The organism is Streptomyces sp. CA-142005 (assembly GCF_050942335.1).
GTDB lineage: Bacteria > Actinomycetota > Actinomycetes > Streptomycetales > Streptomycetaceae > Streptomyces.
The window spans coordinates 4180229-4202216 of the sequence record NZ_CP192078.1 but is presented as its reverse complement, the minus strand read 5'-3'; the positions used below and the strand labels follow the sequence as shown (position 1 = coordinate 4202216).

The 21988-nt window shown below is 70.1% G+C and carries 23 protein-coding genes; 16 read left to right on the top strand and 7 right to left on the bottom strand.

Annotation, left to right across the window (positions count from 1 at the left end; all coding sequences use genetic code 11):
- Positions 1–5: 5 nt before the first annotated feature.
- The gene (locus ACQPXS_RS19775) at positions 6–419 is read right to left on the bottom strand and encodes an SsgA family sporulation/cell division regulator (protein ID WP_433450706.1); all 414 of its coding nucleotides are present in this window, start codon (positions 417–419) and stop codon (positions 6–8) included.
- Between the two features lie 235 nt (positions 420–654).
- Here ACQPXS_RS19775 and ACQPXS_RS19770 point away from each other — a divergent pair, with 235 nt between their 5' ends.
- Together ACQPXS_RS19770 and ACQPXS_RS19765 are read left to right on the top strand one after the other, a co-directional pair.
- Positions 655–2169 carry an RDD family protein gene (locus tag ACQPXS_RS19770; protein WP_433450705.1) on the top strand — a complete coding sequence of 505 codons (1515 nt, stop codon included), beginning with the start codon at positions 655–657 and terminating at the stop codon, positions 2167–2169.
- Between the two features lie 74 nt (positions 2170–2243).
- The gene (locus ACQPXS_RS19765) at positions 2244–3002 is read left to right on the top strand and encodes an RDD family protein (protein WP_433450704.1); all 759 of its coding nucleotides are present in this window, start codon (positions 2244–2246) and stop codon (positions 3000–3002) included.
- Positions 3003–3078: 76 nt separating this feature from the next.
- Here the strand turns inward: ACQPXS_RS19765 and ACQPXS_RS19760 are convergent, their stop codons facing one another.
- The gene (locus tag ACQPXS_RS19760) at positions 3079–3324 is read right to left on the bottom strand and encodes a hypothetical protein (protein WP_433450703.1); all 246 of its coding nucleotides are present in this window, start codon (positions 3322–3324) and stop codon (positions 3079–3081) included.
- 307 nt (positions 3325–3631) lie between these two features.
- On the opposite strand from ACQPXS_RS19760, the gene ACQPXS_RS19755 reads away from it, so the two are divergent.
- Together ACQPXS_RS19755 and ACQPXS_RS19750 are read left to right on the top strand one after the other, a co-directional pair.
- Complete coding sequence (locus ACQPXS_RS19755) at positions 3632–5992, top strand: immune inhibitor A domain-containing protein (RefSeq protein WP_433450702.1); 2361 nt, start codon at positions 3632–3634, stop codon at positions 5990–5992.
- Between the two features lie 121 nt (positions 5993–6113).
- Positions 6114–6437 (top strand): hypothetical protein, encoded by a 324-nt coding sequence (locus ACQPXS_RS19750; RefSeq protein WP_365323199.1) that lies wholly within the window; start codon positions 6114–6116, stop codon positions 6435–6437.
- A gap of 143 nt (positions 6438–6580) precedes the next feature.
- Here the strand turns inward: ACQPXS_RS19750 and ACQPXS_RS19745 are convergent, their stop codons facing one another.
- Both ACQPXS_RS19745 and ACQPXS_RS19740 read right to left on the bottom strand, forming a co-directional pair.
- On the bottom strand, positions 6581–7174 hold the full coding sequence (locus tag ACQPXS_RS19745; protein ID WP_433450701.1) for a nicotinamidase: 594 nt from the start codon (positions 7172–7174) through the stop codon (positions 6581–6583).
- 96 nt (positions 7175–7270) lie between these two features.
- A complete protein-coding gene (locus ACQPXS_RS19740) occupies positions 7271–8617 on the bottom strand; it encodes a nicotinate phosphoribosyltransferase (RefSeq protein WP_433450700.1) in 1347 nt (448 codons plus the stop codon).
- A gap of 57 nt (positions 8618–8674) precedes the next feature.
- Here ACQPXS_RS19740 and clpS point away from each other — a divergent pair, with 57 nt between their 5' ends.
- From clpS to ACQPXS_RS19695, 9 genes are all read left to right on the top strand, one after another.
- Positions 8675–8992 carry an ATP-dependent Clp protease adapter ClpS gene (gene clpS, locus ACQPXS_RS19735; protein WP_351809912.1) on the top strand — a complete coding sequence of 106 codons (318 nt, stop codon included), beginning with the start codon at positions 8675–8677 and terminating at the stop codon, positions 8990–8992.
- Positions 8993–9005: 13 nt separating this feature from the next.
- Positions 9006–9611 carry a DUF2017 domain-containing protein gene (locus ACQPXS_RS19730; RefSeq protein WP_433450699.1) on the top strand — a complete coding sequence of 202 codons (606 nt, stop codon included), beginning with the start codon at positions 9006–9008 and terminating at the stop codon, positions 9609–9611.
- A 328-nt stretch (positions 9612–9939) separates the two neighbouring features.
- Positions 9940–11373 carry an amino acid permease gene (locus ACQPXS_RS19725; RefSeq protein WP_433450698.1) on the top strand — a complete coding sequence of 478 codons (1434 nt, stop codon included), beginning with the start codon at positions 9940–9942 and terminating at the stop codon, positions 11371–11373.
- A gap of 140 nt (positions 11374–11513) precedes the next feature.
- Positions 11514–11936 carry a M67 family metallopeptidase gene (locus ACQPXS_RS19720; RefSeq protein ID WP_351809903.1) on the top strand — a complete coding sequence of 141 codons (423 nt, stop codon included), beginning with the start codon at positions 11514–11516 and terminating at the stop codon, positions 11934–11936.
- A gap of 79 nt (positions 11937–12015) precedes the next feature.
- Positions 12016–12111: a putative leader peptide gene (locus ACQPXS_RS19715; RefSeq protein WP_023550193.1), complete on the top strand. Its 96-nt coding sequence runs from the start codon at positions 12016–12018 to the stop codon at positions 12109–12111.
- Between the two features lie 95 nt (positions 12112–12206).
- Positions 12207–12485 (top strand): MoaD/ThiS family protein, encoded by a 279-nt coding sequence (locus ACQPXS_RS19710; protein ID WP_351809899.1) that lies wholly within the window; start codon positions 12207–12209, stop codon positions 12483–12485.
- Positions 12486–12502: 17 nt separating this feature from the next.
- Positions 12503–13453: a PLP-dependent cysteine synthase family protein gene (locus tag ACQPXS_RS19705; RefSeq protein ID WP_433450697.1), complete on the top strand. Its 951-nt coding sequence runs from the start codon at positions 12503–12505 to the stop codon at positions 13451–13453.
- A gap of 273 nt (positions 13454–13726) precedes the next feature.
- The gene (locus ACQPXS_RS19700) at positions 13727–15790 is read left to right on the top strand and encodes a putative Ig domain-containing protein (protein ID WP_433450696.1); all 2064 of its coding nucleotides are present in this window, start codon (positions 13727–13729) and stop codon (positions 15788–15790) included.
- A 131-nt stretch (positions 15791–15921) separates the two neighbouring features.
- Entirely contained in the window at positions 15922–16371 is a 450-nt protein-coding gene (locus tag ACQPXS_RS19695) for a hypothetical protein (RefSeq protein WP_433450695.1), read from the top strand.
- Here the strand turns inward: ACQPXS_RS19695 and ACQPXS_RS19690 are convergent, their stop codons facing one another.
- Positions 16372–16830, bottom strand: a complete 459-nt coding sequence (locus ACQPXS_RS19690) for a type II toxin-antitoxin system PemK/MazF family toxin (RefSeq protein WP_351809887.1) — start codon at positions 16828–16830, stop codon at positions 16372–16374.
- Positions 16831–17044: 214 nt separating this feature from the next.
- Here ACQPXS_RS19690 and ACQPXS_RS19685 point away from each other — a divergent pair, with 214 nt between their 5' ends.
- Complete coding sequence (locus ACQPXS_RS19685; protein WP_433450694.1) at positions 17045–17797, top strand: MBL fold metallo-hydrolase; 753 nt, start codon at positions 17045–17047, stop codon at positions 17795–17797.
- Between the two features lie 72 nt (positions 17798–17869).
- On the opposite strand, the gene ACQPXS_RS19680 is transcribed toward ACQPXS_RS19685, so the two are convergent.
- Both ACQPXS_RS19680 and ACQPXS_RS19675 read right to left on the bottom strand, forming a co-directional pair.
- Positions 17870–19174: a PTS transporter subunit EIIC gene (locus tag ACQPXS_RS19680; RefSeq protein ID WP_399172344.1), complete on the bottom strand. Its 1305-nt coding sequence runs from the start codon at positions 19172–19174 to the stop codon at positions 17870–17872.
- 133 nt (positions 19175–19307) lie between these two features.
- Positions 19308–20624, bottom strand: coding sequence for a PTS transporter subunit EIIC (locus tag ACQPXS_RS19675; RefSeq protein ID WP_433450693.1), 1317 nt, complete (start codon positions 20622–20624; stop codon positions 19308–19310).
- A 184-nt stretch (positions 20625–20808) separates the two neighbouring features.
- Between ACQPXS_RS19675 and ACQPXS_RS19670 the strand changes: the two genes are divergently transcribed.
- Both ACQPXS_RS19670 and rph read left to right on the top strand, forming a co-directional pair.
- Positions 20809–21042, top strand: coding sequence for a glucose PTS transporter subunit EIIB (locus ACQPXS_RS19670; protein WP_030782705.1), 234 nt, complete (start codon positions 20809–20811; stop codon positions 21040–21042).
- A 79-nt stretch (positions 21043–21121) separates the two neighbouring features.
- A complete protein-coding gene (gene rph, locus ACQPXS_RS19665; protein WP_351809875.1) occupies positions 21122–21859 on the top strand; it encodes a ribonuclease PH in 738 nt (245 codons plus the stop codon).
- Positions 21860–21988 lie beyond the last annotated feature (129 nt).

Genomic DNA, 21988 nt, shown 5'->3' with positions numbered 1-21988 from the left:
ACGCCTCACCGGGCGAGCAGCTGGTCGAGCGCGTCGTCGAGGCCCAGCTGCCCGCCCTCCGTCCCCGGGGGCACCGCCCGCAAGGTCCGCTCCAGCCAGGCCGACACCTGCGGGACGGGCGCCTCCAGCAGCGCGTCCCCGTCCGGGGAGCTCAGCGCCATCAGCACGACACCGCGCCCCTCCACCTTCGTCGGCCACACCCGCACGTCCCCCTGCCCGCACGGCCGGAACACGCCCTCCACCAGCAGCTCGCGGGCGAACGTCCAGTCGACCGGGGACCGGGAGTTGATGTGGAAGGTGATGTGGACGGCGTACGGATCGTCGGTGCGGTAGCTCAGCCGGGCCGGCACCGGGATGCCGCGCTCCGGCGACAGGATGAGCCTCAGTTCCAGCTCCCGCTCCACCACGGTGTGTTCCATGACCTGCGTGTCCTTTCTGCTCGGGGCCGCTCGGAACCGGCCCGCACCGGGGGAGAGCGGGCAGGGGCCGGGCCATTACGCGGGTCAGCGGAAATTCTTTTCGCGAACGTGTGAGAGCGGGGTGCGGCATTGCCCGGAAAGGGGTGGGTCCTGCGGGACTGGCGCTGCGGGCTGCCGCGGTCTGATAGATGTGGAGGCCCCCATCCCACCCCCGAGCAGATACGGGACGACGGACATGAGCGCCCCAACCCCGGCCCCAGGTGACGACAGGCCCCGCGAGGGCTACTACCCGGACCCGTCCATCCCCGGATACGTCCGGTACTGGAACGGCGCCTCCTGGGTGCCCGGCACCAGCCGCCCGGCGCCGAAGGACGGCGAACCGCTCGTCCCGCCGCCCGGTGTCCGCGCCGCGCCTTCGGCCGTGGAGGAGACGGGCCCCCACTTCTTCGACGAGGACCCGCAGCCGGCGCCCGCCAGCCAGGACGGCTCCGGCACCTGGGCGCCCGACGGCCACAGCGGGCCCGGCGCCTGGGGCGCCGACGGCCGAAGCGGTGCGGGACACGCCGGGTACGGCGACCAGGGCACGGCGGGGCAGGCGGGCCCGGGCGGCCAGGGCGCCGGTGGTCACGGGCCCGCCGACGGGCGGACCGCCTGGGGTGCCGACCCGCGGGTGCCCGCTGAGGGCCCGGCCCGTCCGGCGGGCCAGGCCGGCCGCGCCGACGGCGGGCCGGGGGAGGGCGAGGACCAGAACCCGGGCGGCACCTTCCTCTTCCGCCGTCCGGTCCCGGGACCCGCGGCGGTCCAGGACGACGGCACGATGACGTTCCGCCCGGTACCCGGACAGGGCCCGGGCCTCGGCGCGTCCGCCTCCGGCGCGGGTGAGGGCGGCCATGACGCGGGTGCGCCCGGTGGCTTCGGGCCGCAGGGTCCCGTCGGCACTCCCACCCCGCCCTCCGCCGCATCCCCCGCGAACCCCGCTGCCGCGTCCCCGGCCGCGGGCCCCGGCTTCGGTGCCGGCAAGGCCGCCGCCCGCGCCGCCGCGCAGGCACCGCAGGCCCAGCCCGCACAGCCCGCCCAGGCAGCCGTGGCGCCCCCGGTTCCGGGGCAGGCCGGTGCCCCGGCCACCCCGGTGACCAGCGGGCCCGGTGGCGGCCAGGCGTCCTGGGCGCAGCAGGTGCACCGACTGGCCGGCGGGGACGACCAGCCGGTGGCGCCGTGGAAGCCGCCGGTGGAGGACCCGTTCCAGGCGGCCGCGCGCCGCCAGGCCGCCGCCCGCCCCGCCGGACTCGGCAAGCGGTTCGCGGCCCGGCTGATCGACACCGTGGTCGTGGGCGCCGTGACGGCCGTCGCCGCCGTACCGCTCGGCACCAAGGCCGTCGACCACGTCCAGCAGAAGATCGACGCGGCCAGGCTGTCCGGCCGCGAGGTCACCGTCTGGCTGCTCGACGGCACGACCGCCACCAGCCTCGGCATCGTGCTCGCCGTCCTGCTGCTCGCCGGCGTCGGGTACGAGGTGCTGCCGACCGCCAGATGGGGCCGCACCCTCGGCAAGAAGCTGCTCGGTCTGGAGGTCCGGGACATCGAGGCGCACGAGCCCCCGGCCTTCGGCGCGGCGCTGCGCCGCTGGCTGGTCTACAGCGTGCCCGGCCTGCTCGGCATCGGGATCCTGGGCGTGCTGTGGTGCCTGTTCGACCGGCCCTGGCACCAGTGCTGGCACGACAAGGCGGCGCACACCTTCGTCGCGGGCTGAGCGCGGGGCACGGCCGTACCCCGTACGGCCGTCCGCCGGATGCGGAGCCGGGGCGTTCGCGGTCCACTCGGGCCATGAGCAGTGAACCGCCCCCCGGCTCCGGAGAGCAGCCCCCCGAGGACGACCCGTTCAGGAAGAGGCCCCCGTCGGACCAGGGGTCGGGCTCGCCGTACGACACTCCGTCCGGCGGTGCCCGGCAGCCCCCGGGCGGCGGCCAGCCGCCCCCGTACGGGAGCGGCGAGCCACCGCCGCCGTACGGAAACCAGCCGCCGCCCCCGTACGGCGGAGACCAGCCCCCTCCCTATGGCGGCGGACCCTATGGAGGCGGCCCCTACGGCACCGGCCCCTACGGCGCGGGCGGTTATCCCGCCGACCCGCTCGCCGGTATGCCCCCGCTCGCCGACAGCGGCAGGCGGACCCTCGCCCGGATCATCGACCTGATCCTCGTCGGTATCGTCGTCTGGCTGCTCACCTGGGCGTTCGGAGTGCGCGAGTACCAGGTCAACGGTGATCACGTCGCGGTCGGCAAGTCCGTGGGGCAGTCCTTCATCGCGGCCGCGCTGTACGTCGCGTACGACACGTTCATGATGACCAAGTACGGCCAGACCCTCGGCAAGAAGTGGTTCAAGATGCGGGTGGCGAACCTGGACAACGGCGCCACCCCCTCCGTGCAGACCAACCTGATCCGCGCCCTGGTGCTGTGGGTGCCGTTCGCCTTCTGCTGTGCCTGCATCTGGACGGCGATCTGCGGCGGCTGGAGCTACTTCGACAAGCCCTACAAGCAGGGGCTGCACGACAAGGCGGCCAAGACGGTGGTGGTCAGCACCGGCTGAGCCAGGCGCAGGGGTGCCCGTACGAAAGCGGCGGGCCCGTGGGATCACGGGCCGCCGCTTTTCGTGTGCGCACAGTTCACAAGGCCGTGGACACCGGCTGCTCCTGCGGCGCGGGCTCGGCGGATCCGGCCGGTGCCTCGGTCGTACGGACCTTCGGCAGCGGCACCGTCATCGCCACGAGCAGCCCGAGGGCCAGCGCCGCGAGGGCGATGACGGTGACCCCGAGGCCCGAACTCGTCTGGGACAGCAGCAGCATGGCGAGCGTCGAGAAGATCACGGTGCACGAACCGTAAACGAGCTGTGCGGCGGTCGGACGAGGCATGGCAATCGTGTCCTCGGAAGTCTTCGGGGGATTCTTCGGGGGTGTTGGGGGGCGTGCCGTTCGACTCTCTTCGCGTGCATGCCCGAGCCGGACACCCGGTAAGCGTGACCTAACCCACGGTACCGGTGCACAGGGGGCGCACGGAGTCATGGGGTGGAGTCATAGGACGCCAGCAGGTTCGTCAAGCGAACGTCTGCTGCGCCTAGTGGATTTGGCCGCAACAAGTCAAGACCTGTTTTTTCTTCTAAACCTCTAGTCAAATGACGTCACTTGACATGCGCCCAACAGGCGCAGGGGAGGAACTCAAGTGACCAGCAGATCCTGGACGTTCAGAGCGGCCGCGATCGGTGTGAGCCTCGCGGCGGCCTCCGCGACGTTCGCCACCTTCGCCGTCGCGGAGGCGAGCACCCAGACCCGGTCGGCGGCCGTCAACCGGCACGACCCGGCCCCGGTGCGGCAGCGGGCACACGACCTGGACGGCCCGCTCAGCAAGACCCAGGAAGCCCAGCGCCGGGAGGCGCTGAACCAGCTCATATCGGGGAAGGCCAAGGCGCAGGAGCGTAACGGCTCCAAGGTCGTGGCGCTCAAGAGCCGCAAGGGCAAGAGCAAGTACGTCGAGCTGAGCCGCGAGAAGACCGACAAGATCTTCACCATCCTGGTGGAGTTCGGGGACAAGACCGACCCCACGTACGGCGGCACCGCGGGCCCGCTGCACAACACCATCGCCGCGCCGGACCGCAAGAAGGACAACTCCACGGCCTGGCAGAAGGACTACGGCCAGAAGCACTACCAGGACCTCTACTTCGGCACCGGCAAGAAGACCGAGTCGCTGAAGAAGTACTACGAGAAGCAGTCCTCGGGCCGCTACTCGGTCTCCGGTGAGGTCACGGACTGGGTCAAGGTCCCCTACAACGAGGCCCGTTACGGCAACAACGCCTGCGGCCAGACCAACTGCCCGAGCGTGTGGAACGTCGTCAGCGACGGTCTGAACGCCTGGGTCGCGCAAGCGAAGGCGGCCGGGCGGACCGACGCCGACATCAAGAAGGACCTCGCCCAGTACGACCAGTGGGACCGCTACGACCACGACGGCGACGGCGACTTCAACGAGCCCGACGGCTACGTCGACCACTTCCAGATCGTGCACGCCGGTGAGGACGAGTCCGCGGGCGGCGGCGCCCAGGGCACCGACGCGATCTGGGCCCACCGCTGGTACGCCTTCGGCACCGACGCGGGCGCCACCGGCCCCGCCGGCAACAAGCTAGGCGGCGCCCAGGTCGGCGACACCGGCGTCTGGGTCGGCGACTACACCATCCAGCCGGAGAACGGCGGCCTCGGCGTCTTCGCCCACGAGTACGGCCACGACCTCGGCCTGCCCGACGAGTACGACACCGCCGGCGGCGACAACTCCACCGGATTCTGGACCCTGATGTCCTCCGGTTCCTGGCTGGGCACCGGCAGGGAGTCCATCGGCGACCTGCCGGGCGACATGAACGCCTGGGACAAGCTGCAGCTCGGCTGGCTCAACTACGACACCGCCAAGGCCGGTACGCAGTCCACGCACAAGCTGGGCGTCGCCGAGTACAACACCTGGGACAAGCAGGCCCTCGTGGTCACCCTGCCGGACAAGGCGGTCACCACCACGATCACCCAGCCCGCCGAGGGCTCGACCCAGTGGTGGAGCGGCAGCGGCAACGACCTGAAGAACACGCTGACCCGGTCCGTGGACCTGACCGGCAAGTCCTCGGCGAAGCTGGACCTGGACGGGTGGTGGGCCATCGAGGACGGCTACGACTACTTGTACGCCGAGGTGTCGACCGACGGCGGCGCCAACTGGACCGCCCTGGACGGCACGGCGGACGGCCAGGCCATCCCGCGTGACGGCAGCGGCAACCCGGCGCTCACCGGCTTCTCGCAGAGCCACAAGAAGCTGTCGTACTCGCTCGACGCCTACGCGGGCAAGAAGATCGGCCTGCGCTTCCGCTACGCCACCGACGGCGGTGTCGCGGAGAACGGCTTCACGGCCGACGCGATCACCGTGACCGCCGACGGCGCCCCCGTCTTCTCGGACAACGCGGAGTCCGCGGACGCCGCTTGGAGCGCGAACGGCTTCTCGCGGATCGGCGCGTCCTTCACCAAGGACTACAAGCAGTACTACGTCGCCGAGAACCGGCAGTACGTGTCGTACGACAAGACCCTCAAGGTCGGCCCGTACAACTTCGGCTTCTCGACGACCCGTCCGGACTGGGTGGAGCACTACCCGTACCAGAACGGCCTGTTGATCTGGAAGTGGGACACCTCCCAGGCTGACAACAACACCAACAGCAGCAACGGCCACCCGGGTACCGGTCTGATCCTGCCGATCGACTCGCACCCGAAGGCGCTGAAGTGGACCGACGGCACGCTGATGCGCAACCGCATGCAGGCGTACGACTCCCCGTTCAGCCTGTACGGCACGGACGGCATCACGCTGCACAAGGCGGACGTCGCGACGGTGATCAAGGCGTCGAAGGGGGTGCCGGTCTTCAACGACCACACGAGCACCTACTACGACCCGGCGAACCCTACCGGTGGCGTGAAGGTCACTGACACCAACACCAAGATCTCGATCGTCAAGGAGGCCGAGGACGGCTCGACGATCTTGCTCAAGGTCGGCCCCGCGGTGAAGTAGTCCACGTTTTCGCAGGTCAGACGCGTATCGGCGGCAACCCCTTGGCGGGTTGCCGCCGATCGTGTTTAGGTGCGTCCTGTGGACCGCTTATTGACACCGACCGAAACGGGGATGTGACCGCATGGCCGCTGGAGGCTTCTGCAAGCTGCCGAACGGCACGGTCGTGGTGGCACTGAACCTGCCCTACGGCTCCGCCGGGGTGCGGGTACTGGTGCTCGCCCAGAACCGGGCCCGGGCCCTGACCAGGCTCCGCAACCTGGGGTTCCGCGCGATCTACCTCCGGGGGAACGCGGCGCCTCCGACACCGGACGAGATCACGGCGGTGCTGCACCACCCGGACGGCCTGATATGGCGCACGGCCCCCACGGACAACGGTGTCATCGTGAACGAGCTGTGGCACCCCATCCGGGCGCTGCTGAGACCTCCGGCGGTTCAGCAGGGGTGACGCCGGCTGTGGGGGTGGTGGCGCCGCGTGGGCGGTCGCGGGTGCGTTGTGGCTGGTCGCGCCCACGCGGCCAAGCCGCATGTCGATACGGCCCCGCGCCCCTTCGGGGCGCTGCTTTGCAGGTCGGCGGTGGCCGGTGACCGTCAGCCGCTGACCACCGGCTTGCCCGTCAGCTCCACGCCCGCCTCTCGGAGCTCCTCCAGAGCCTTCTCGGTCGTCTCCGGAGCGACCCCCGCCGTCAGGTCCAGCAGGACCTGCGTGCGGAAGCCCTCCCGCGCGGCGTCCAGGGCGGTGGCGCGAACGCAGTGGTCCGTGGCTATGCCGACCACGTCGACCTCGTCGATGTGGCGGGCGCGGAGCCAGTCCGCCAGCGGCGTGCCGTTCTCCTCCTTGCCCTCGAAGCCGCTGTAGGCCGCCGAGTACTCCCCCTTGGAGAAGACCGCGTCGACCGCGCCGGAGGCGACGGCGGGGGCGAAGTTGGGGTGGAAGCCCACCCCCTCCGTGCCCGCGACGCAGTGCGCGGGCCAGGAGTGGACGAAGTCGGGGTTGTCGGCGAAGTGGCCGCCGGGCGCGATGTGGTGGTCCCGGGTGGCGACCACATGGCGGTAGCCGGAGCCCGCCGCCTGGCCGATCAGCTCGGTGATCGCGGCGGCCACGTCCGCGCCGCCCGCCACCGCGAGGCTGCCCCCCTCGCAGAAGTCGTTCTGCACATCTACGACGATCAAGGCGCGGCGCATGGTGGATGTCCTTCGACTGAGGTTTAAGTAACTGAGCCTAGAGACTTACGGGCCCGTAGGGGAGGGGGCGTGGGCGGGGCGGACGGCGGTCCCGCTTTAGCTACCCGAGCGCCCTTGGACATACTCCGTCGGAAGGACGGGTTCTCCCCGGGAGAGCTGGGTCGCCGAGAGGGGCAGGTTCGCCCGCGCGGCGATGTGGCGCTCGCGCGGCACGTCCAGGGGTTCCCGGGCGACGACGTCACCGCCCTTGACCAGCTGCACGAGGAGCTGGCGCTCGGCGAGTTCCGCCGGCACCGGGCCGGTGCCCACGACCTCGGCCTCCGCCACCCCGTCCTCGTCCAGCCGGCGCGCCGCCCACTTGCGGCCCCCGAGGGAGGTCTTGCCGCCGCTGGACTTCTTCGCGACCGGCACCAGCGGCGCCTTCGGGTCGCCGGACTCGGCGCGGGCGACCAGCTTGTAGACCATGGAGCAGGTCGGGTGGCCGGAGCCGGTGACCAGCTGGGTGCCGACGCCGTAGGCGTCCACGGGGGCGGCGGCCAGCGAGGCGATCGCGTACTCGTCCAGGTCGGAGGTGACGACGATCTTCGTGTTCCGCGCGCCCAGCTCGTCCAGCTGCTGCCGCACCCGGTGCGCCACGAGCAGCAGGTCGCCGGAGTCGATGCGGACGGCGCCCAGCTCGGGGCCGGCCACCTCCACCGCCGTACGGACGGCCTCGGCGACGTCGTAGGTGTCCACGAGCAGCGTGGTGCCCCGGCCGAGGGTGGCGACCTGGGCCTGGAAGGCGTCCCGCTCGCGGTCGTGGAGCAGGGTGAAGGCGTGGGCCGAGGTGCCGACCGTCGGGATGCCGTAGCGGAAGCCGGCCGCGAGGTCGGAGGTGGTCGCGAAGCCGCCGACGTACGCGGCGCGCGCGGCGGCGACCGCCGCCAGCTCGTGGGTGCGGCGGGCGCCCATCTCGATCAGCGGGCGCTGCCCGGCGGCGGAGGCCATCCGGGAGGCCGCCGCGGCGATCGCGGAGTCGTGGTTGAGGATGGAGAGGATCACCGTCTCTAGCAGGACGCACTCGGCGAAGGTGCCCTCGACGCGCATGATCGGCGAGCCGGGGAAGTAGACCTCGCCCTCGGGGTAGCCCCAGATGTCCCCGCTGAAGCGGTAGTCGGCGAGCCACTTCAGGGTGTCCTCGTCGACGATCTTCCGCTCGCCCAGGAAGCCCAGCACATCGCTGTCGAAGCGGAAGTTCTCCACCGCGTCCAGGACACGCCCGGTGCCCGCCACCACGCCGTAGCGGCGCCCGTCCGGCAGCCGCCGGGTGAAGACCTCGAACACGCTCCGCCGTTCGGCCGTACCGGCCTTGAGAGCGGCCTGCAGCATCGTCAGCTCGTACTGGTCCGTGAAGAGCGCCGTCGAGGGAACATCCACCGGCAGCCCAAGGTCCGCTGTGTTCATGGCAACCGATCCTACTCCCTTCTCGTCGGTGTGACGATTTCCGGGCCGCGTGGCAGCATGGGCAATGTGACGTCACCCGCGCCCCTAGAGATCGAACGCACAGAGTCGGCGGAGGAGGTCTTCGCCGTACCCGAGCCCGACGTCCCCTGGGTCACGATCGTGCACAACGACCCGGTCAACCTCATGAGCTATGTGACGTACGTCTTCCAGTCGTACTTCGGGTACTCGAAGGACAAAGCCACCAAGCTCATGCTCGACGTCCACCACAAGGGCCGGGCGGTCGTCTCCAGCGGGACCCGCGAGGAGATGGAGCGCGACGTGCAGGCGATGCACGGCTACGGTCTGTGGGCCACCCTGCAGCAGGACCGGAAGTAGCGAACCCATTTACATGCCCGGACACTTCGAACCGCTCCCCGGCGGCGGCGCGGCCGTCGCGCTCGACGACGTCGAGATCTCCATCATCCGGTCGCTGGCCGTCCAGCTCCTGGAGCTCATCGGCCCCGGGCCGGGCGCGGACAGCCAGAAGGACCCGCTCGCCGAGCTCTTCGCGGAGGGCCCGAGCGAGCCGCCCGCCGATCCGGTGCTCAGAAGGCTCTTCCCGGACGCCTACAGCGACCCCGAGCAGGCCCCGGACTCGCCCGCCGAGGCCGAGGAGTGGCAGGCCCACTCCGCCGAGTTCCGCCGCTACACCGAGAACGACCTGCGCGCCGGCAAGCGCGAGAACGCGCTCGCGGTGATCCGCGCCCTGGACGCGCTCGCCCCGGTCGACGAGGGCGGTGCGGTGCTGAAGCTCGCGGCGGGGGAGTCCCGGCAGTGGCTCGGCGCGCTCAACGACCTGCGGCTCGCGATCGGCACCCGGCTGGAGATCACCGACGAGGACGACACCGACCTGCTCTACCGGCTCCCGGACGAGGACCCGCGCAAGCCGATGGTGATGGCCTATCTGTGGCTCGGCGGGCTCCAGGAGACCCTGGTCAACACACTTATGGCCTAATCCCGGACATTTCCGGTGCACGGGTGTTCGCTCAGCGGACGCTCAAATCCGGATAACGATCCCGTCACCGTTGCGGCCTGGTTTGCCGCATTCGGGCACTCTTTGTGCCCTTTTCCCTGTGTGATGCGCCACATCGCGTTCCCGTGATCAATATTGCGGCCGTGATAAATCTTCACGACCGCCCGGCCGACACCACCCATGTCCGGCCGGGTGCGCCACCGAGCCGACGACCGTCGGCCAGGCAACAGCTCCAGCAATCCGGGGGGATCGAAACCCGATCCGAGGCCGATGAAAGGTCCGGATCGGCATGGAGAAAGGCGCACCACACATGACCTCAGCGCAGGTCGACCAGCATCGCGACGGCAAGCACGCCGCGCCGGCCGACAGCGAGAGCGGCGAGGGATACCAGCGCGGGCTCGGGTCCCGGCAGATCCAGATGATCGCCATCGGCGGTGCCATCGGCACCGGCCTGTTCCTCGGCGCGGGCAAGGGCATCTCCAAGGCCGGACCCAGTCTCATCCTGGCCTACGCCGTCGCGGGCCTCGTCATCTTCCTGATCATGCGGGCGCTCGGCGAGCTGCTGATGTACCGCCCGGTGTCGGGCTCGTTCTCGGAGTACGCGCGCGAGTTCATCGGCCCCTTCGCGGGCTTCGTCACCGGCTGGACGTACTGGCTGTTCTGGGTGGTCACCGGCATCACCGAGGTCACGGCCGCGGCCGCCTACATGACGTACTGGTTCGACATCCCTCAGTGGGTCTCGGCCCTGATCTTCACGATCGTGCTGTACGGCGCCAACCTGATCTCCGTGAAGCTCTTCGGTGAGCTGGAGTTCTGGTTCTCCATGGTCAAGGTCACCGCGATCATCGGCATGATCCTGATCTGCGCCGGCATCCTGACGATCGGCTTCTCCGACGCGGGCGACACCGCGTCCGTGAGCCACCTGTGGAACGACGGCGGCTTCTTCCCGCACGGCGTCGGCAACACGCTGATGACCCTGCAGATGGTCATGTTCGCCTTCCTCGCCGTCGAGCTGGTCGGCGTCACCGCGGGCGAGTCCAAGGACCCCAAGACGGTGCTGCCCAAGGCGATCAACACCGTGCCGTGGCGCATCGCCGTGTTCTACGTCGGCGCGCTGATCATGATCCTGTCGGTCGTGCCGTGGACGAACTTCCACCCGGGTGTGAGCCCGTTCGTGGCCGCCTTCCAGAAGATGGGCCTGGCCGCCGGCGCCGGCATCGTGAACTTCGTCGTCCTGACGGCCGCGCTGTCCTCCTGCAACTCCGGCATGTACTCCACCGGCCGGATGCTGCGTGACCTGGCGCTCAACAGCCAGGGCCCGAAGTTCTTCACCAAGCTGACGCGCAGCGGTACCCCGCTGGTCGGCACGACGTTCTCCGCCGCGCTGATGCTGGTCGGTGTCTGGATCAACTACCAGTGGCCGGGCAAGGCGTTCGACTACGTGGTGTCCTTCGCGACCATCTCCGGCATGTGGGCCTGGATCGTCATCCTGATCTGCCAGATCCGCTACCGGGCCAGGGCGGACCGCGGGCTGCTGCCGCAGAGCGGGTTCCGCGCGCCGGGGGCGCCGTACACGTCCGTGTTCGCGCTGCTGTTCATTCTGATGGTGATCGTGCTCATGGGCATCGACAAGGACGCCCGGGTCTCGCTTTACTGTGCTCCGCTGTGGGCCGCGATCCTCGGCGTCTCCTACTGGGTGCTCAAGCGCCGCAACCCGGAGGCCGCGGCCTTCCGCAAGCGCTGACGACCATCCCCCGAAGGGACGTCCGGCCGCACGGGGCTCTCGTGGCGCCCCGCTGCGGCTGCCGCTCAGGACGTCCGGCATATGGGCCGTTCCGTACCATCTATCGGTACGGAACGGCCCTTCTGCTTATCCTGACGGACATGCTGACCATCACCCAGGCCCTCTACGACCAGATCGTCGCCCACGCCCGCAAGGACCACCCCGACGAGGCGTGCGGCGTCGTCGCGGGCCCGGCGGGCGCGGACCGCCCCGAGCGCTTCATCCCCATGCTGAACGCGGCGATGTCGCCCACCTTCTACGAGTTCGACTCGGGCGACCTGCTCAAGCTCTACCGCGAGCTGGACGACCGCGACGAGGACCCGGTGGTCATCTACCACTCCCACACCGCCACCGAGGCCTACCCCTCGCGCACCGACATCTCCTACGCCAACGAGCCCGGCGCCCACTACGTCCTGGTCTCCACCGCCGACACCGACGGCCTCGGCGAGTTCCAGTTCCGCTCCTTCCGGATCGTGGACGGCGAGGTCACGGAGGAGGAGGTCAGGGTCGTGGACTCCTACTGATCCCGCGATGCGGTCAGATTTCATCCAGCATGCGAGATCACACTCCGATGGCCGGACCGGGAATCGTTACGATGAGCGCATGGTTCTGAACGACGTGAGCGAGAAGGCGCCGGGCATGCTGCTCGTGGCGCGGCTGCACGTCGATCTGTGCAGGCTGAACAGCGCCATCTGTTGATCCACCCCGCTGCCGCCGTTTGGCATTGAGCCGCGGCGCGCCGCCGCCGCGCGCCTGACCGAACCGACGACATCTTCCGACAGGAGCCCTGAGCCATGGCCATCGAGGTCCGCATCCCGACCATCCTCCGCACGTACACGGACGGCCAGAAGGCGGTGGAGGGCGGCGGGAACACCCTCGCCGAGCTGTTCGCCGACCTCGAGACCCGGCACGCGGGCATCCAGGCCCGCATCGTGGACGAGGGCAAGCTGCGCCGCTTCGTCAACGTGTACCTGAACGACGAGGACGTGCGCTTCATCGACGGCATCGACACCAAGCTGTCCGACGGCGACACCGTGACGATCCTGCCGGCCGTCGCCGGCGGCATGCGCTGATCGGCCGCTGAGCAGCGATGCGCTACGACTCCCCGCTGGCCGCGGTGGGCAACACCCCTCTGGTGCGCCTGCCGCGGCTCTCGCCGTCCCCCGACGTCCGCATCTGGGCCAAGCTGGAGGACCGCAACCCCACCGGCTCGGTCAAGGACCGTCCCGCGCTGCACATGATCGAGCAGGCGGAGAAGGACGGCCGGCTCACCCCGGGCTGCACCATCCTGGAGCCCACCTCCGGCAACACCGGCATCTCCCTCGCCATGGCGGCCAAGCTCAAGGGCTACCGCATGGTGTGCGTGATGCCGGAGAACACCTCGCAGGAGCGCCGGGACCTGCTCGGCATGTGGGGCGCCGAGATCATCTCCTCCCCGGCCGCGGGCGGTTCCAACACCGCCGTGCGCGTGGCCAAGGAGCTGTCCGCCGAGCACCCCGACTGGGTGATGCTCTACCAGTACGGCAATCCGGACAACGCCGGTGCCCACTACGCCACCACCGGCCCGGAGATCCTGGCGGACCTGCCGTCGATCACCCACTTCGTGGCCGGTCTCGGCACCACCGGCACCCTGATGGGCGTCGGCCGCTACCTGCGCGAGCACAGGCCGGGCGTGCAGATCGTCGCCGCCGAACCGCGCTACGACGACCTGGTGTACGGCCTCAGGAACCTCGACGAGGGCTTCGTGCCCGAGCTGTACGACGCCTCGGTGCTCACCAGCCGCTTCTCGGTCGGCTCGGCCGACGCGGTCACCCGCACCCGGGAACTGCTGCAGCGGGAGGGCATCTTCGCGGGCGTCTCGACGGGCGCCGCCCTGCACGCGGCGATCGGTGTGGGCAGGAAGGCGGTCAAGGCGGGGGAGTCCGCCGACATCGTCTTCATCGTGGCCGACGGCGGCTGGAAGTACCTGTCCACCGGCGTCTACACGGCGGCCACCACCGAGGAGGCCATCGAGACGCTGCAGGGCCAGCTCTGGGCGTAGTCCCCGCCGAGGTCCCCGCCAAGCGCGCCCCAGCCCCCTCCTATGAGGGGGCTAAGTCATTCCTATGGCAGGGCAAAGAAATTCTTTGAGTACTGCCGGTAGTCCCGGGGCCACGGCTAGGTTCCTCCCGCACCTGACATGTAACGCTCACCCGGCGGACTGTCAGGTGTCTGAGAGTGTCATGCTCATGGCTGCGCGGTTCTGCCGCCGCTACGCGCGTCACGGGCCTGCCAATCCAGTGCGCATCCCCACGTCAACCGGAGGCAGTACCCCATGCGTGAGTCACGCCCGAGCCGGCGGAGACGGAGTCTGCGAAGACTCCTCGCCGTCGCCTTCCCCGCCCTCGCCCTCACCGTCGCCGGACTCGTCGCGGCGCCCACGGCCGGGGCGCAGACCGCCAGCGCGCACCCGCACACCTCCAAGGTCACGCAGAACGCCAAGGCGCTGACCGACCCCGAGCGGCAGACCTTCCACTCCACCGGCAAGGCCGGCCAGAAGGTGCCGACCGAGCACCTGTGCGCCAAGGCCGAGCCCGGCTACGCGTCCTGCTTCGCCCAGCGCCGCACGGACATCAAGCAGCGCCTCGCCGCCGCCCTGGCGGCCGCGCCCTCCGGCCTCTCCCCGGCCAACCTGCACAGCGCCTACAACCTGCCCACCACGGGCGGTTCCGGCATGACCGTCGCCATCGTCGACGCCTACAACGACCCCAACGCCGAGTCGGACCTGGCCACCTACCGCGCCCAGTACGGCCTGTCCTCCTGCACCAAGGCCAACGGCTGCTTCAGGCAGGTCAGCCAGACCGGCTCCACCACCTCGCTGCCGGCCAACGACAGCGGCTGGGCGGGCGAGGAGGCGCTCGACCTCGACATGGTCAGCGCCATCTGCCCGAACTGCAGCATCATCCTGGTCGAGGCCAACTCCGCCAACGACACCGACCTCGGCATCGCCGAGAACGAGGCGGTCTCGCTGGGCGCCAAGTTCGTCTCCAACAGCTGGGGCGGCTCCGAGGCGTCCTCCCAGACCACCGAGGACACCCAGTACTTCAAGCACCCGGGTGTCGCCATCACCGTCTCCTCGGGTGACTCCGCCTACGGCGCCGAGTACCCGGCCACCTCCCAGTACGTGACGGCCGTCGGCGGCACCGCGCTGACCACCTCGACCAACTCCCGCGGCTGGACCGAGTCCGTCTGGCACACCAACTCCACCGAGGGCACCGGCTCCGGCTGCTCCGCCTACGACCCGAAGCCGAGCTGGCAGACCGACACCGGCTGCGCCAAGCGCATGGAGGCCGACGTCTCCGCGGTCGCCGACCCGGCCACCGGCGTCGCGGTCTACGACACCTACGGCGGCTCCGGCTGGGGCGTCGTCGGCGGCACCAGCGCCTCCGCGCCGATCATCGCCGGCGTCTACGCCCTCGCGGGCACCCCGGGCGCGAGCGACTACCCGGCGAAGTACCCGTACACCCACACCTCCAACCTGTACGACGTGACCAGCGGCTCCAACGGCTCCTGCTCCACCTCGTACTTCTGCACCGTGCGGACCGGCTACGACGGCCCGACCGGCTGGGGCACCCCGAACGGCACCACCGCCTTCACCGCCGGCTCCAGCAGCGGCAACACGGTGACCGTCACCAACCCCGGCAGCCAGTCCACCACCACCGGCGGTTCGGTCAGCCTGCAGATCCAGGCCACCGACAGCGCGGGCGCGGCCCTCACCTACAGCGCCACCGGCCTGCCCACGGGCCTGTCCATCAGCAGCTCCACCGGCCTGGTCTCCGGCACGGCGTCCACCGCCGGCACCTACCAGGTCACGGTGACCGCGAAGGACTCCACCGGCGCCTCCGGCTCGGCCTCCTTCACCTGGACCGTCGGCTCCTCCGGGGGCACCTGCTCGTCCTCCCAGCTGCTGGCCAACCCGGGCTTCGAGTCGGGAGCCACCGGCTGGAGCGCGTCCAGCGGCGTCATCACCAACGACACCGGTGAGGCGGCCCACGGCGGCTCCTACTACGCCTGGCTCGACGGCTACGGCTCCTCCCACACCGACACGCTGTCCCAGTCGGTGACGATCCCGGCCGGCTGCAAGGCCACGCTCACCTTCTACCTGCACATCGACACCGCCGAGACCGGCAGCACCGCGTACGACAAGCTGACGGTGACCGCCGGTTCGACGACCCTGGCGACCTACTCGAACGTCAACGCGAACTCCGGGTACGCGCAGAAGACCTTCGACCTGTCCTCGCTGGCGGGCCAGACGGTCACCCTGAAGTTCAACGGAGTGGAGGACTCCTCCCTCCAGACCAGCTTCGTCGTGGACGACACCGCCCTGACGACCAGCTGATCCACAACCGGTGAGCACGGTGGTCCCGCACGCGGAATCCGTCCGCGTGCGGGATCCTTTTTGGCAGCTGGTACGTCACATCTGCACCAGGCGGCCGGCCCCGCACGGCCACGGCAGAAAGGCGAACCCCCATGCGCCGTACGACCCTCTGCGCCCTCGCGGCCACCGCGCTGCTCCTCGCCGGCTGCGGCTCCCAGAGCGGCGAGGACACCGGCGGCGGTGACGGCAAGGCGTCACCGTCCGCGTCCCCGGGCGGCCCCGGCTGCGCCGCCCTCGTCCAGCTGAAGGCCTCCGACAGCGGCCGTACGGTCTGCGTGGCCAAGGGCGGCGAGGTCCGGGTCACCCTGGAGGGCACCAAGTCCCGCCCCTGGAAGCCGCTCATGGCCAGCGGCAGCGCGCTGAAGGGCATCAACGCGGGCTTCGTCATCCTGCCGGGCCAGGCCACGGCCGCCTACCAGGCGGTGGCCACCGGCACCGAGAAACTGACGTCCTCCCGGCCGCTGTGCGCCGAGCCGACGGCGCCGGGCCAGGTGTCCTGCAAGGGCATCCAGGAGTGGACGGTCACGGTGAACGTGAAGTGATCAGCCGGCCAGGTGCCGTACCTGGTCCCACAGAACCGGGTCCACCACGCCCACCCGGCGCCGGAAGTCGCCGACCGGCACCTCGCGCAGCTCGTCGGTCTCCAGGAAGCTGGGCCGGCCCCGGGCGTCGCCGACCGCGCCCGGCGGCAGGGGGATCACGCCCGCGCGCTCGTCGCGGTACTTGCTGGTGATCTTGGCGACGGTGGCCCGGTTCCCGCGCACGGCCAGCACCAGACACGGCCGGTCCTTGGCGTCGGCGCGGTCCTCGTAGGGGACGTCCGCCCACCAGATGTCCCCGGGGGCCGGGCGGGCGGCCTTGGCCGGGCGCGTGCCCGCGCGGCCGAGCGGCCGCAGGCGCCGTCCGGCGTACCGGCGACCGCGTCCCCAGCCGTCGACGAGCGTGGCGACCAGCGCGAGCAGTACCACCGCCGCGAGTGCCAGCCACCAGGACGTGTCCATACGACGACGTTACCGGCGCGCGCCGAGGATTGCGCGCCCTTGGCGAATCCTTATGCGCCCCTGGTCCAGCCGAACCGGTGACAGCACAGGTGAGTTCGCCCACAACGGCCCCTGGCGGAGGAGCGACCCGCGCTTTCGCGCCTTACGCTCGACAAACCGCACGACCCCCGTTTCCTGCCCTTTTGATCTTTCCGCCAACGGAGGTTTCTGCTTCATGAAGCTCACCGTCGTCGGCTGCTCGGGGTCGTTCCCGTCCGCGGAATCGGCCTGCTCGAGCTACCTCGTCGAGGCCGACGGCTTCCGGCTGCTCCTCGACATGGGCAACGGCGCCCTGGGCGAGTTGCAGCGCCACTGCGGTCTCTACGACCTTGACGCTGTCTTCCTGAGCCATCTGCACGCCGATCACTGCATCGACATGCTCGGGTACTTCGTCGCGCGCTACTACCGCCACGACGGCGGCCGCTGCGACCCCCTCCCGGTCTACGGCCCCGAGGGCACCGAGCACCGCCTGACCACCGCCTACGCCGACACCCCCTCCGCCTCGTCCATGAGCGAGGTGTTCGACTTCCACACCGTCAAGCCGTCCACGTTCGAGATCGGCCCGTTCACGGTGCACACCGAGCGGGTCCGCCATCCCGTGGAGGCGTACGCCATCCGCGTCGAGCACGGCGGGCGGTCGCTGACGTACTCCGGCGACACGGGGGTCACCGAGGCGCTGGACGAGCTGGCCCGGGACACCGACCTGTTCCTGTGCGAGGCCGCGTTCACGTACGGCAAGGAGAGCATCCCCGACCTGCATCTCAACGGCCGCGAGGCGGGGGAGACTGCGGCGCGGGCGGGCGCGCGGCGCCTGGTGCTCACTCACATCCCGCCGTGGACCGATCCGGAGGTGAACGTCCGTGACGCGCGCGAGGTGTTCACCGGGCCGGTGGAGCTGGCCGCGCCGCGGGTCACGTACGAGATCTGACACCCACGGACACACCGAGGCCCCCCGGAGCAGCTGCTCCGGGGGGCCTCGGTCGTGCGGTGGACCCGGCCGTCAGGCCTTGGTGAGGTCCTCGACCTCCTCCTCGGGCTCGCGGCCCGGGGTGGGGAGGTTGAACTTGGTGATCGCGAAGCGGAAGACCGTGTAGTAGATCGCCGCGAAGACCAGGCCGACGGGGATCAGCAGCCAGGGCTTGGTGGAGATGCCCCAGTTGAAGAAGACGTCGGTCAGACCGGCCGAGAAGCTGAAGCCCATGTGCATGCCCAGCCCCCAGGTGACGGCCATCGACACCGCGGTGAGGACCGCGTGGATGGCGTACAGCAGCGGGGCGATGAACATGAAGGAGAACTCGATCGGCTCGGTGACACCGGTGACGAACGAGGTCAGGGCCAGCGAGGTCATCATGCCGAGGACGGCCTTGCGGCGCTCGGGCCGGGCGGAGTGGGCGATGGCCAGGGCGGCGGCCGGCAGACCGAACATCATGATCGGGAAGAAACCGGTCATGAACATACCGGCGTGCGGGTCACCCGCGAAGAAGCGCGGCAGGTCGCCGTGGAAGACGGTGCCGGCGTGGTTGGTGTAGTCGCCGATCTGGAACCAGGCCACCGAGTTGACGAACTGGTGCATGCCGATCGGGATCAGCGCACGGTTGATGAGGCCGAAGAGGGCGGCACCGACGGAACCGAGGCCGGTCATCCACTTGCCGAAGCTGGTGATCTGGTCACCGATCGGCTGCCAGCCGAGGACCACCAGGACACCGAGGGCTACGCCGACGACGGAGGTGATGATCGGCACCAGCCGGCGGCCGTTGAAGAAGCCGAGCCAGTCGACGAGCTTCTTGCGGTGGTAGCGCTGCCACAGCACGGCGGTGAGCAGGCCGATGATGATGCCGCCGAGCACGCCCGGGTTCTGGAAGGTGGCGGCCTGGGCGGCCTCGTGCCCCTTCTGCCAGAACCCACCGAAGGGGGCGACCGGGGTGTAGGTGGCGCCCTCGTGCCCGTCCGTGATCGGGAACTGGTGGATCACCGCGTAGTAGGTGAGGAAGGACACCACGGCGGCCAGCGCCGTCGACCCGTCGGCCTTCTTGGCGAAGCCGATCGCCACGCCTATGCAGAACAGCAGCGGCAGGCCGAACGAGCTGTCGAACAGGACGCCGCCGGCACCGGCGAACACCTTCGCAACATTCGTGGGAAGGTGGAGCTTCGCCTGCACGTCGGGCTGGCCGAGGCGCATGAGGATGCCCGCCGCCGGCAGTACGGCGATGGGGAGCTGCAGGCTGCGGCCGACCTTCTGCAGGCCCTGGAACAGGCCGGATCCCCGCTTCTTCGCGGGAGCCGCCGTCGCGGTGGCGGTGCTCATGGATGGTTCCTCCATCGGTGGTGGTCTACACCACTCAGTGGTGTAGACCTGTTTTTAGCACGATGAAGGCGGGATAAGGAACCACGAAATCCGCTACCGGTGCGCTACGCGGCGTGGCGGTGTGCTACGGGAGTCACGCTTTGGTGACGTCCTCGACCTCGTCCTCCGGCTCACGGCCCGGTGTCTTCAGGTCGAACCTCGTGATCGCCAGGCGGAAGACGACGTAGTAGACCGCCGCGAAGCACAGGCCGATCGGGATGATCAGCCATGGTTTCGTCGCCAGGTGCCAGTTGATGACGTAGTCGATCAGCCCGGCCGAGAAGCTGAACCCGTCGTGCACCCCGAGCGCCCAGGTCACCGCCATCGAGACACCGGTGAACACGGCGTGGAACGCGTAGAGCAGCGGCGCGATGAACAGGAACGAGTACTCGATCGGCTCGGTGATGCCGGTGACGAACGACGTCAGCGCCACCGACAGCATCAGACCGCCGACCTCCTTGCGGCGGTGCGGCTTGGCGCAGTGGGTCATCGCCAGCGCGGCGGCCGGCAGCGCGAACATCATGATCGGGAAGAAGCCCGAGGTGAACTGGCCCGCGTGCGGGTCCCCGGCCAGGAACATGTTGATGTCGCCGTGCACCACCGTGCCGTCCGGCTTGGTGTAACTGCCGAACTGGAACCAGATGGGCACGTTCAGGAACTGGTGCACGCCGAACACGAGCAGCGCCCGGTTGGCGAGCCCGAAGACACCCGCGCCCCAGGACCCGATGTCCCGCAGCCAGCGGCTGAAGCTCTCCAGTCCGGCACCGACCGGCGGCCAGACCCACAGGCACAGCGCCGCGAAGGCGATGGCGACGAACGCCATGATGATCGGCACCAGTCGGCGGCCGTTGAAGAAGCCCAGCCAGTCCACCAGCCTGGTGCGGTGGTAGCGGGCCCACAGGAAGGCGGCCAGCAGGCCCAGCACGATGCCGCCGAAGACGCCCGGGTTCTGGAAGGTGAACGGCGTCACCGAACCCGTGCCCGCACCGACGCTCACCTGACAGCCGACCTGCGGGATCGCCTTGGAACCGCCGGGGCAGGACTTCGGGAACTGGTGCAGCACCCCGTAATAGACGAGAAAGCCCGCCACCGCGGCCAGCGCCGTCGAGCCGTCCGCCTTCTTCGCCATGCCGATCGCCACGCCCACGCAGAACAACAGCGGCAGACCGAGGGACCCGTCGAGCAGCGCGCCGCCCGCGCCCGTCATCACCCTGGAGACGTCCGTCCAGCCCAGGCCCTGGTCGCCGAACACGTCCGGCTGGCCGAGCCGGTTCAGGATGCCCGCCGCCGGCAGCACCGCGATCGGCAGCTGCAGACTGCGCCCCATCTTCTGCAGGCCCTGGAACAGGCGGTTCCAGCGTTCCCGCGCCGGGCCGGCCGTGCCGGCCGCGGGCGCGCTCTCGGCACTCATGGCGTCCTCCCGGCCACTCGACTCGGACGCGGTTTGGCGACCGTACCCCCTGTGGTGTAGACCAGTCGGCGGACGGTTCCGCTGTCGTGATCGCCATCATTCGGCACGCACGGCATGACCGCTCGCGAAGATGGGCCAACTGTGGGTTACTGCGACAAAGCGGTTCGGATCAGGGAGAAGGAACATGGCCAGCAAGGCTGAGAAGATCGTCGCCGGCCTCGGCGGTATCGACAACATCGAGGAGATCGAGGGCTGCATCACCCGGCTGCGCACCGAGGTGTCCGACCCCTCCCTGGTCGACGAGGCCGCCCTGAAGGCCGCCGGCGCCCACGGCGTCGTCAAGATGGGCACGGCCATCCAGGTCGTCATCGGCACCGACGCCGACCCGATCGCCGCGGAGATCGAAGACATGATGTGAGCCCCACCGGCTCACCCCCAAAGGGGCTCTTCCCGATGCGGGAGGAGCCCCTTCCACAGGTACGGCTAGGCTCCTTGCCATGTCTCGCATCGACGGCCGTACCCCCGAACAGCTCCGCCCGGTCACCATCGAACGCGGCTGGAGCAAGCACGCCGAGGGCTCCGTCCTCGTCTCCTTCGGCGACACCAAGGTGTTCTGCACCGCCTCCGTGACCGAGGGCGTCCCGCGCTGGCGCAAGGGCAGCGGCGAGGGCTGGGTCACCGCGGAGTACGCCATGCTGCCCCGCGCCACCAACACCCGCGGCGACCGCGAGTCCGTCAAGGGCAAGATCGGCGGCCGTACCCACGAGATCTCCCGGCTCATCGGCCGCTCGCTGCGCGCCGTCATCGACTACAAGGCGCTCGGCGAGAACACCATCGTCCTCGACTGCGACGTCCTCCAGGCCGACGGTGGCACCCGCACCGCCGCGATCACCGGCGCCTACGTCGCCCTCGCCGACGCCGTCGCCTGGGCCCAGGGCAAGAAGCTGATCAAGGCCGGCCGGCAGCCGCTCACCGGCACCGTCTCCGCCGTCTCCGTCGGCATCGTCGGCGGCGTCCCGCTGCTCGACCTCTGCTACGAGGAGGACGTGCGCGCCGAGACCGACATGAACGTCGTCTGCACCGGCGACGGCCGCTTCGTCGAGGTCCAGGGCACCGCCGAGGCCGAGCCCTTCGCCCGCGAGGAACTGAACGCCCTGCTCGACCTCGCCGTCACCGGCTGCGCCGAACTCACCACCCACCAGCGCGCGGCCCTCGAAGCCACGCTCGCGAAGTAGGCGCGGACCACGGGGTAAAGGGCGGATCAAAACGACGGGCGCGCGTGGGCAACCCGCGCGCCCGTCCCGGCGTCCTAGGGGTACGGCAGCCGTACCGGGCCGTAGGGGCCCTACCAGGGGAGGGAAACA

Excerpts from the sequence above, each read along its gene's own strand:
- ACQPXS_RS19700 (WP_433450696.1), top strand. The coding sequence starts at position 13,727 with ATGCGTGAGTCACGCCCGAGCCGGCGGAGACGGAGTCTGCGAAGACTC.
- ACQPXS_RS19680 (WP_399172344.1), bottom strand. The coding sequence starts at position 19,174 with ATGAGCACCGCCACCGCGACGGCGGCTCCCGCGAAGAAGCGGGGATCC.
- ACQPXS_RS19720 (WP_351809903.1), top strand. The coding sequence starts at position 11,514 with ATGCTGACCATCACCCAGGCCCTCTACGACCAGATCGTCGCCCACGCC.
- ACQPXS_RS19725 (WP_433450698.1), top strand. The coding sequence starts at position 9,940 with ATGACCTCAGCGCAGGTCGACCAGCATCGCGACGGCAAGCACGCCGCG.
- ACQPXS_RS19740 (WP_433450700.1), bottom strand. The coding sequence starts at position 8,617 with ATGAACACAGCGGACCTTGGGCTGCCGGTGGATGTTCCCTCGACGGCG.
- rph (WP_351809875.1), top strand. The coding sequence starts at position 21,122 with ATGTCTCGCATCGACGGCCGTACCCCCGAACAGCTCCGCCCGGTCACC.
- ACQPXS_RS19690 (WP_351809887.1), bottom strand. The coding sequence starts at position 16,830 with ATGGACACGTCCTGGTGGCTGGCACTCGCGGCGGTGGTACTGCTCGCG.
- clpS (WP_351809912.1), top strand. The coding sequence starts at position 8,675 with ATGGGCAATGTGACGTCACCCGCGCCCCTAGAGATCGAACGCACAGAG.
- ACQPXS_RS19675 (WP_433450693.1), bottom strand. The coding sequence starts at position 20,624 with ATGAGTGCCGAGAGCGCGCCCGCGGCCGGCACGGCCGGCCCGGCGCGG.
- ACQPXS_RS19670 (WP_030782705.1), top strand. The coding sequence starts at position 20,809 with ATGGCCAGCAAGGCTGAGAAGATCGTCGCCGGCCTCGGCGGTATCGAC.
- ACQPXS_RS19775 (WP_433450706.1), bottom strand. The coding sequence starts at position 419 with ATGGAACACACCGTGGTGGAGCGGGAGCTGGAACTGAGGCTCATCCTG.
- ACQPXS_RS19710 (WP_351809899.1), top strand. The coding sequence starts at position 12,207 with ATGGCCATCGAGGTCCGCATCCCGACCATCCTCCGCACGTACACGGAC.
- ACQPXS_RS19695 (WP_433450695.1), top strand. The coding sequence starts at position 15,922 with ATGCGCCGTACGACCCTCTGCGCCCTCGCGGCCACCGCGCTGCTCCTC.
- ACQPXS_RS19750 (WP_365323199.1), top strand. The coding sequence starts at position 6,114 with ATGGCCGCTGGAGGCTTCTGCAAGCTGCCGAACGGCACGGTCGTGGTG.
- ACQPXS_RS19760 (WP_433450703.1), bottom strand. The coding sequence starts at position 3,324 with ATGCCTCGTCCGACCGCCGCACAGCTCGTTTACGGTTCGTGCACCGTG.
- ACQPXS_RS19770 (WP_433450705.1), top strand. The coding sequence starts at position 655 with ATGAGCGCCCCAACCCCGGCCCCAGGTGACGACAGGCCCCGCGAGGGC.
- ACQPXS_RS19705 (WP_433450697.1), top strand. The coding sequence starts at position 12,503 with ATGCGCTACGACTCCCCGCTGGCCGCGGTGGGCAACACCCCTCTGGTG.
- ACQPXS_RS19745 (WP_433450701.1), bottom strand. The coding sequence starts at position 7,174 with ATGCGCCGCGCCTTGATCGTCGTAGATGTGCAGAACGACTTCTGCGAG.
- ACQPXS_RS19685 (WP_433450694.1), top strand. The coding sequence starts at position 17,045 with ATGAAGCTCACCGTCGTCGGCTGCTCGGGGTCGTTCCCGTCCGCGGAA.
- ACQPXS_RS19715 (WP_023550193.1), top strand. The coding sequence starts at position 12,016 with ATGGTTCTGAACGACGTGAGCGAGAAGGCGCCGGGCATGCTGCTCGTG.
- ACQPXS_RS19765 (WP_433450704.1), top strand. The coding sequence starts at position 2,244 with ATGAGCAGTGAACCGCCCCCCGGCTCCGGAGAGCAGCCCCCCGAGGAC.
- ACQPXS_RS19730 (WP_433450699.1), top strand. The coding sequence starts at position 9,006 with ATGCCCGGACACTTCGAACCGCTCCCCGGCGGCGGCGCGGCCGTCGCG.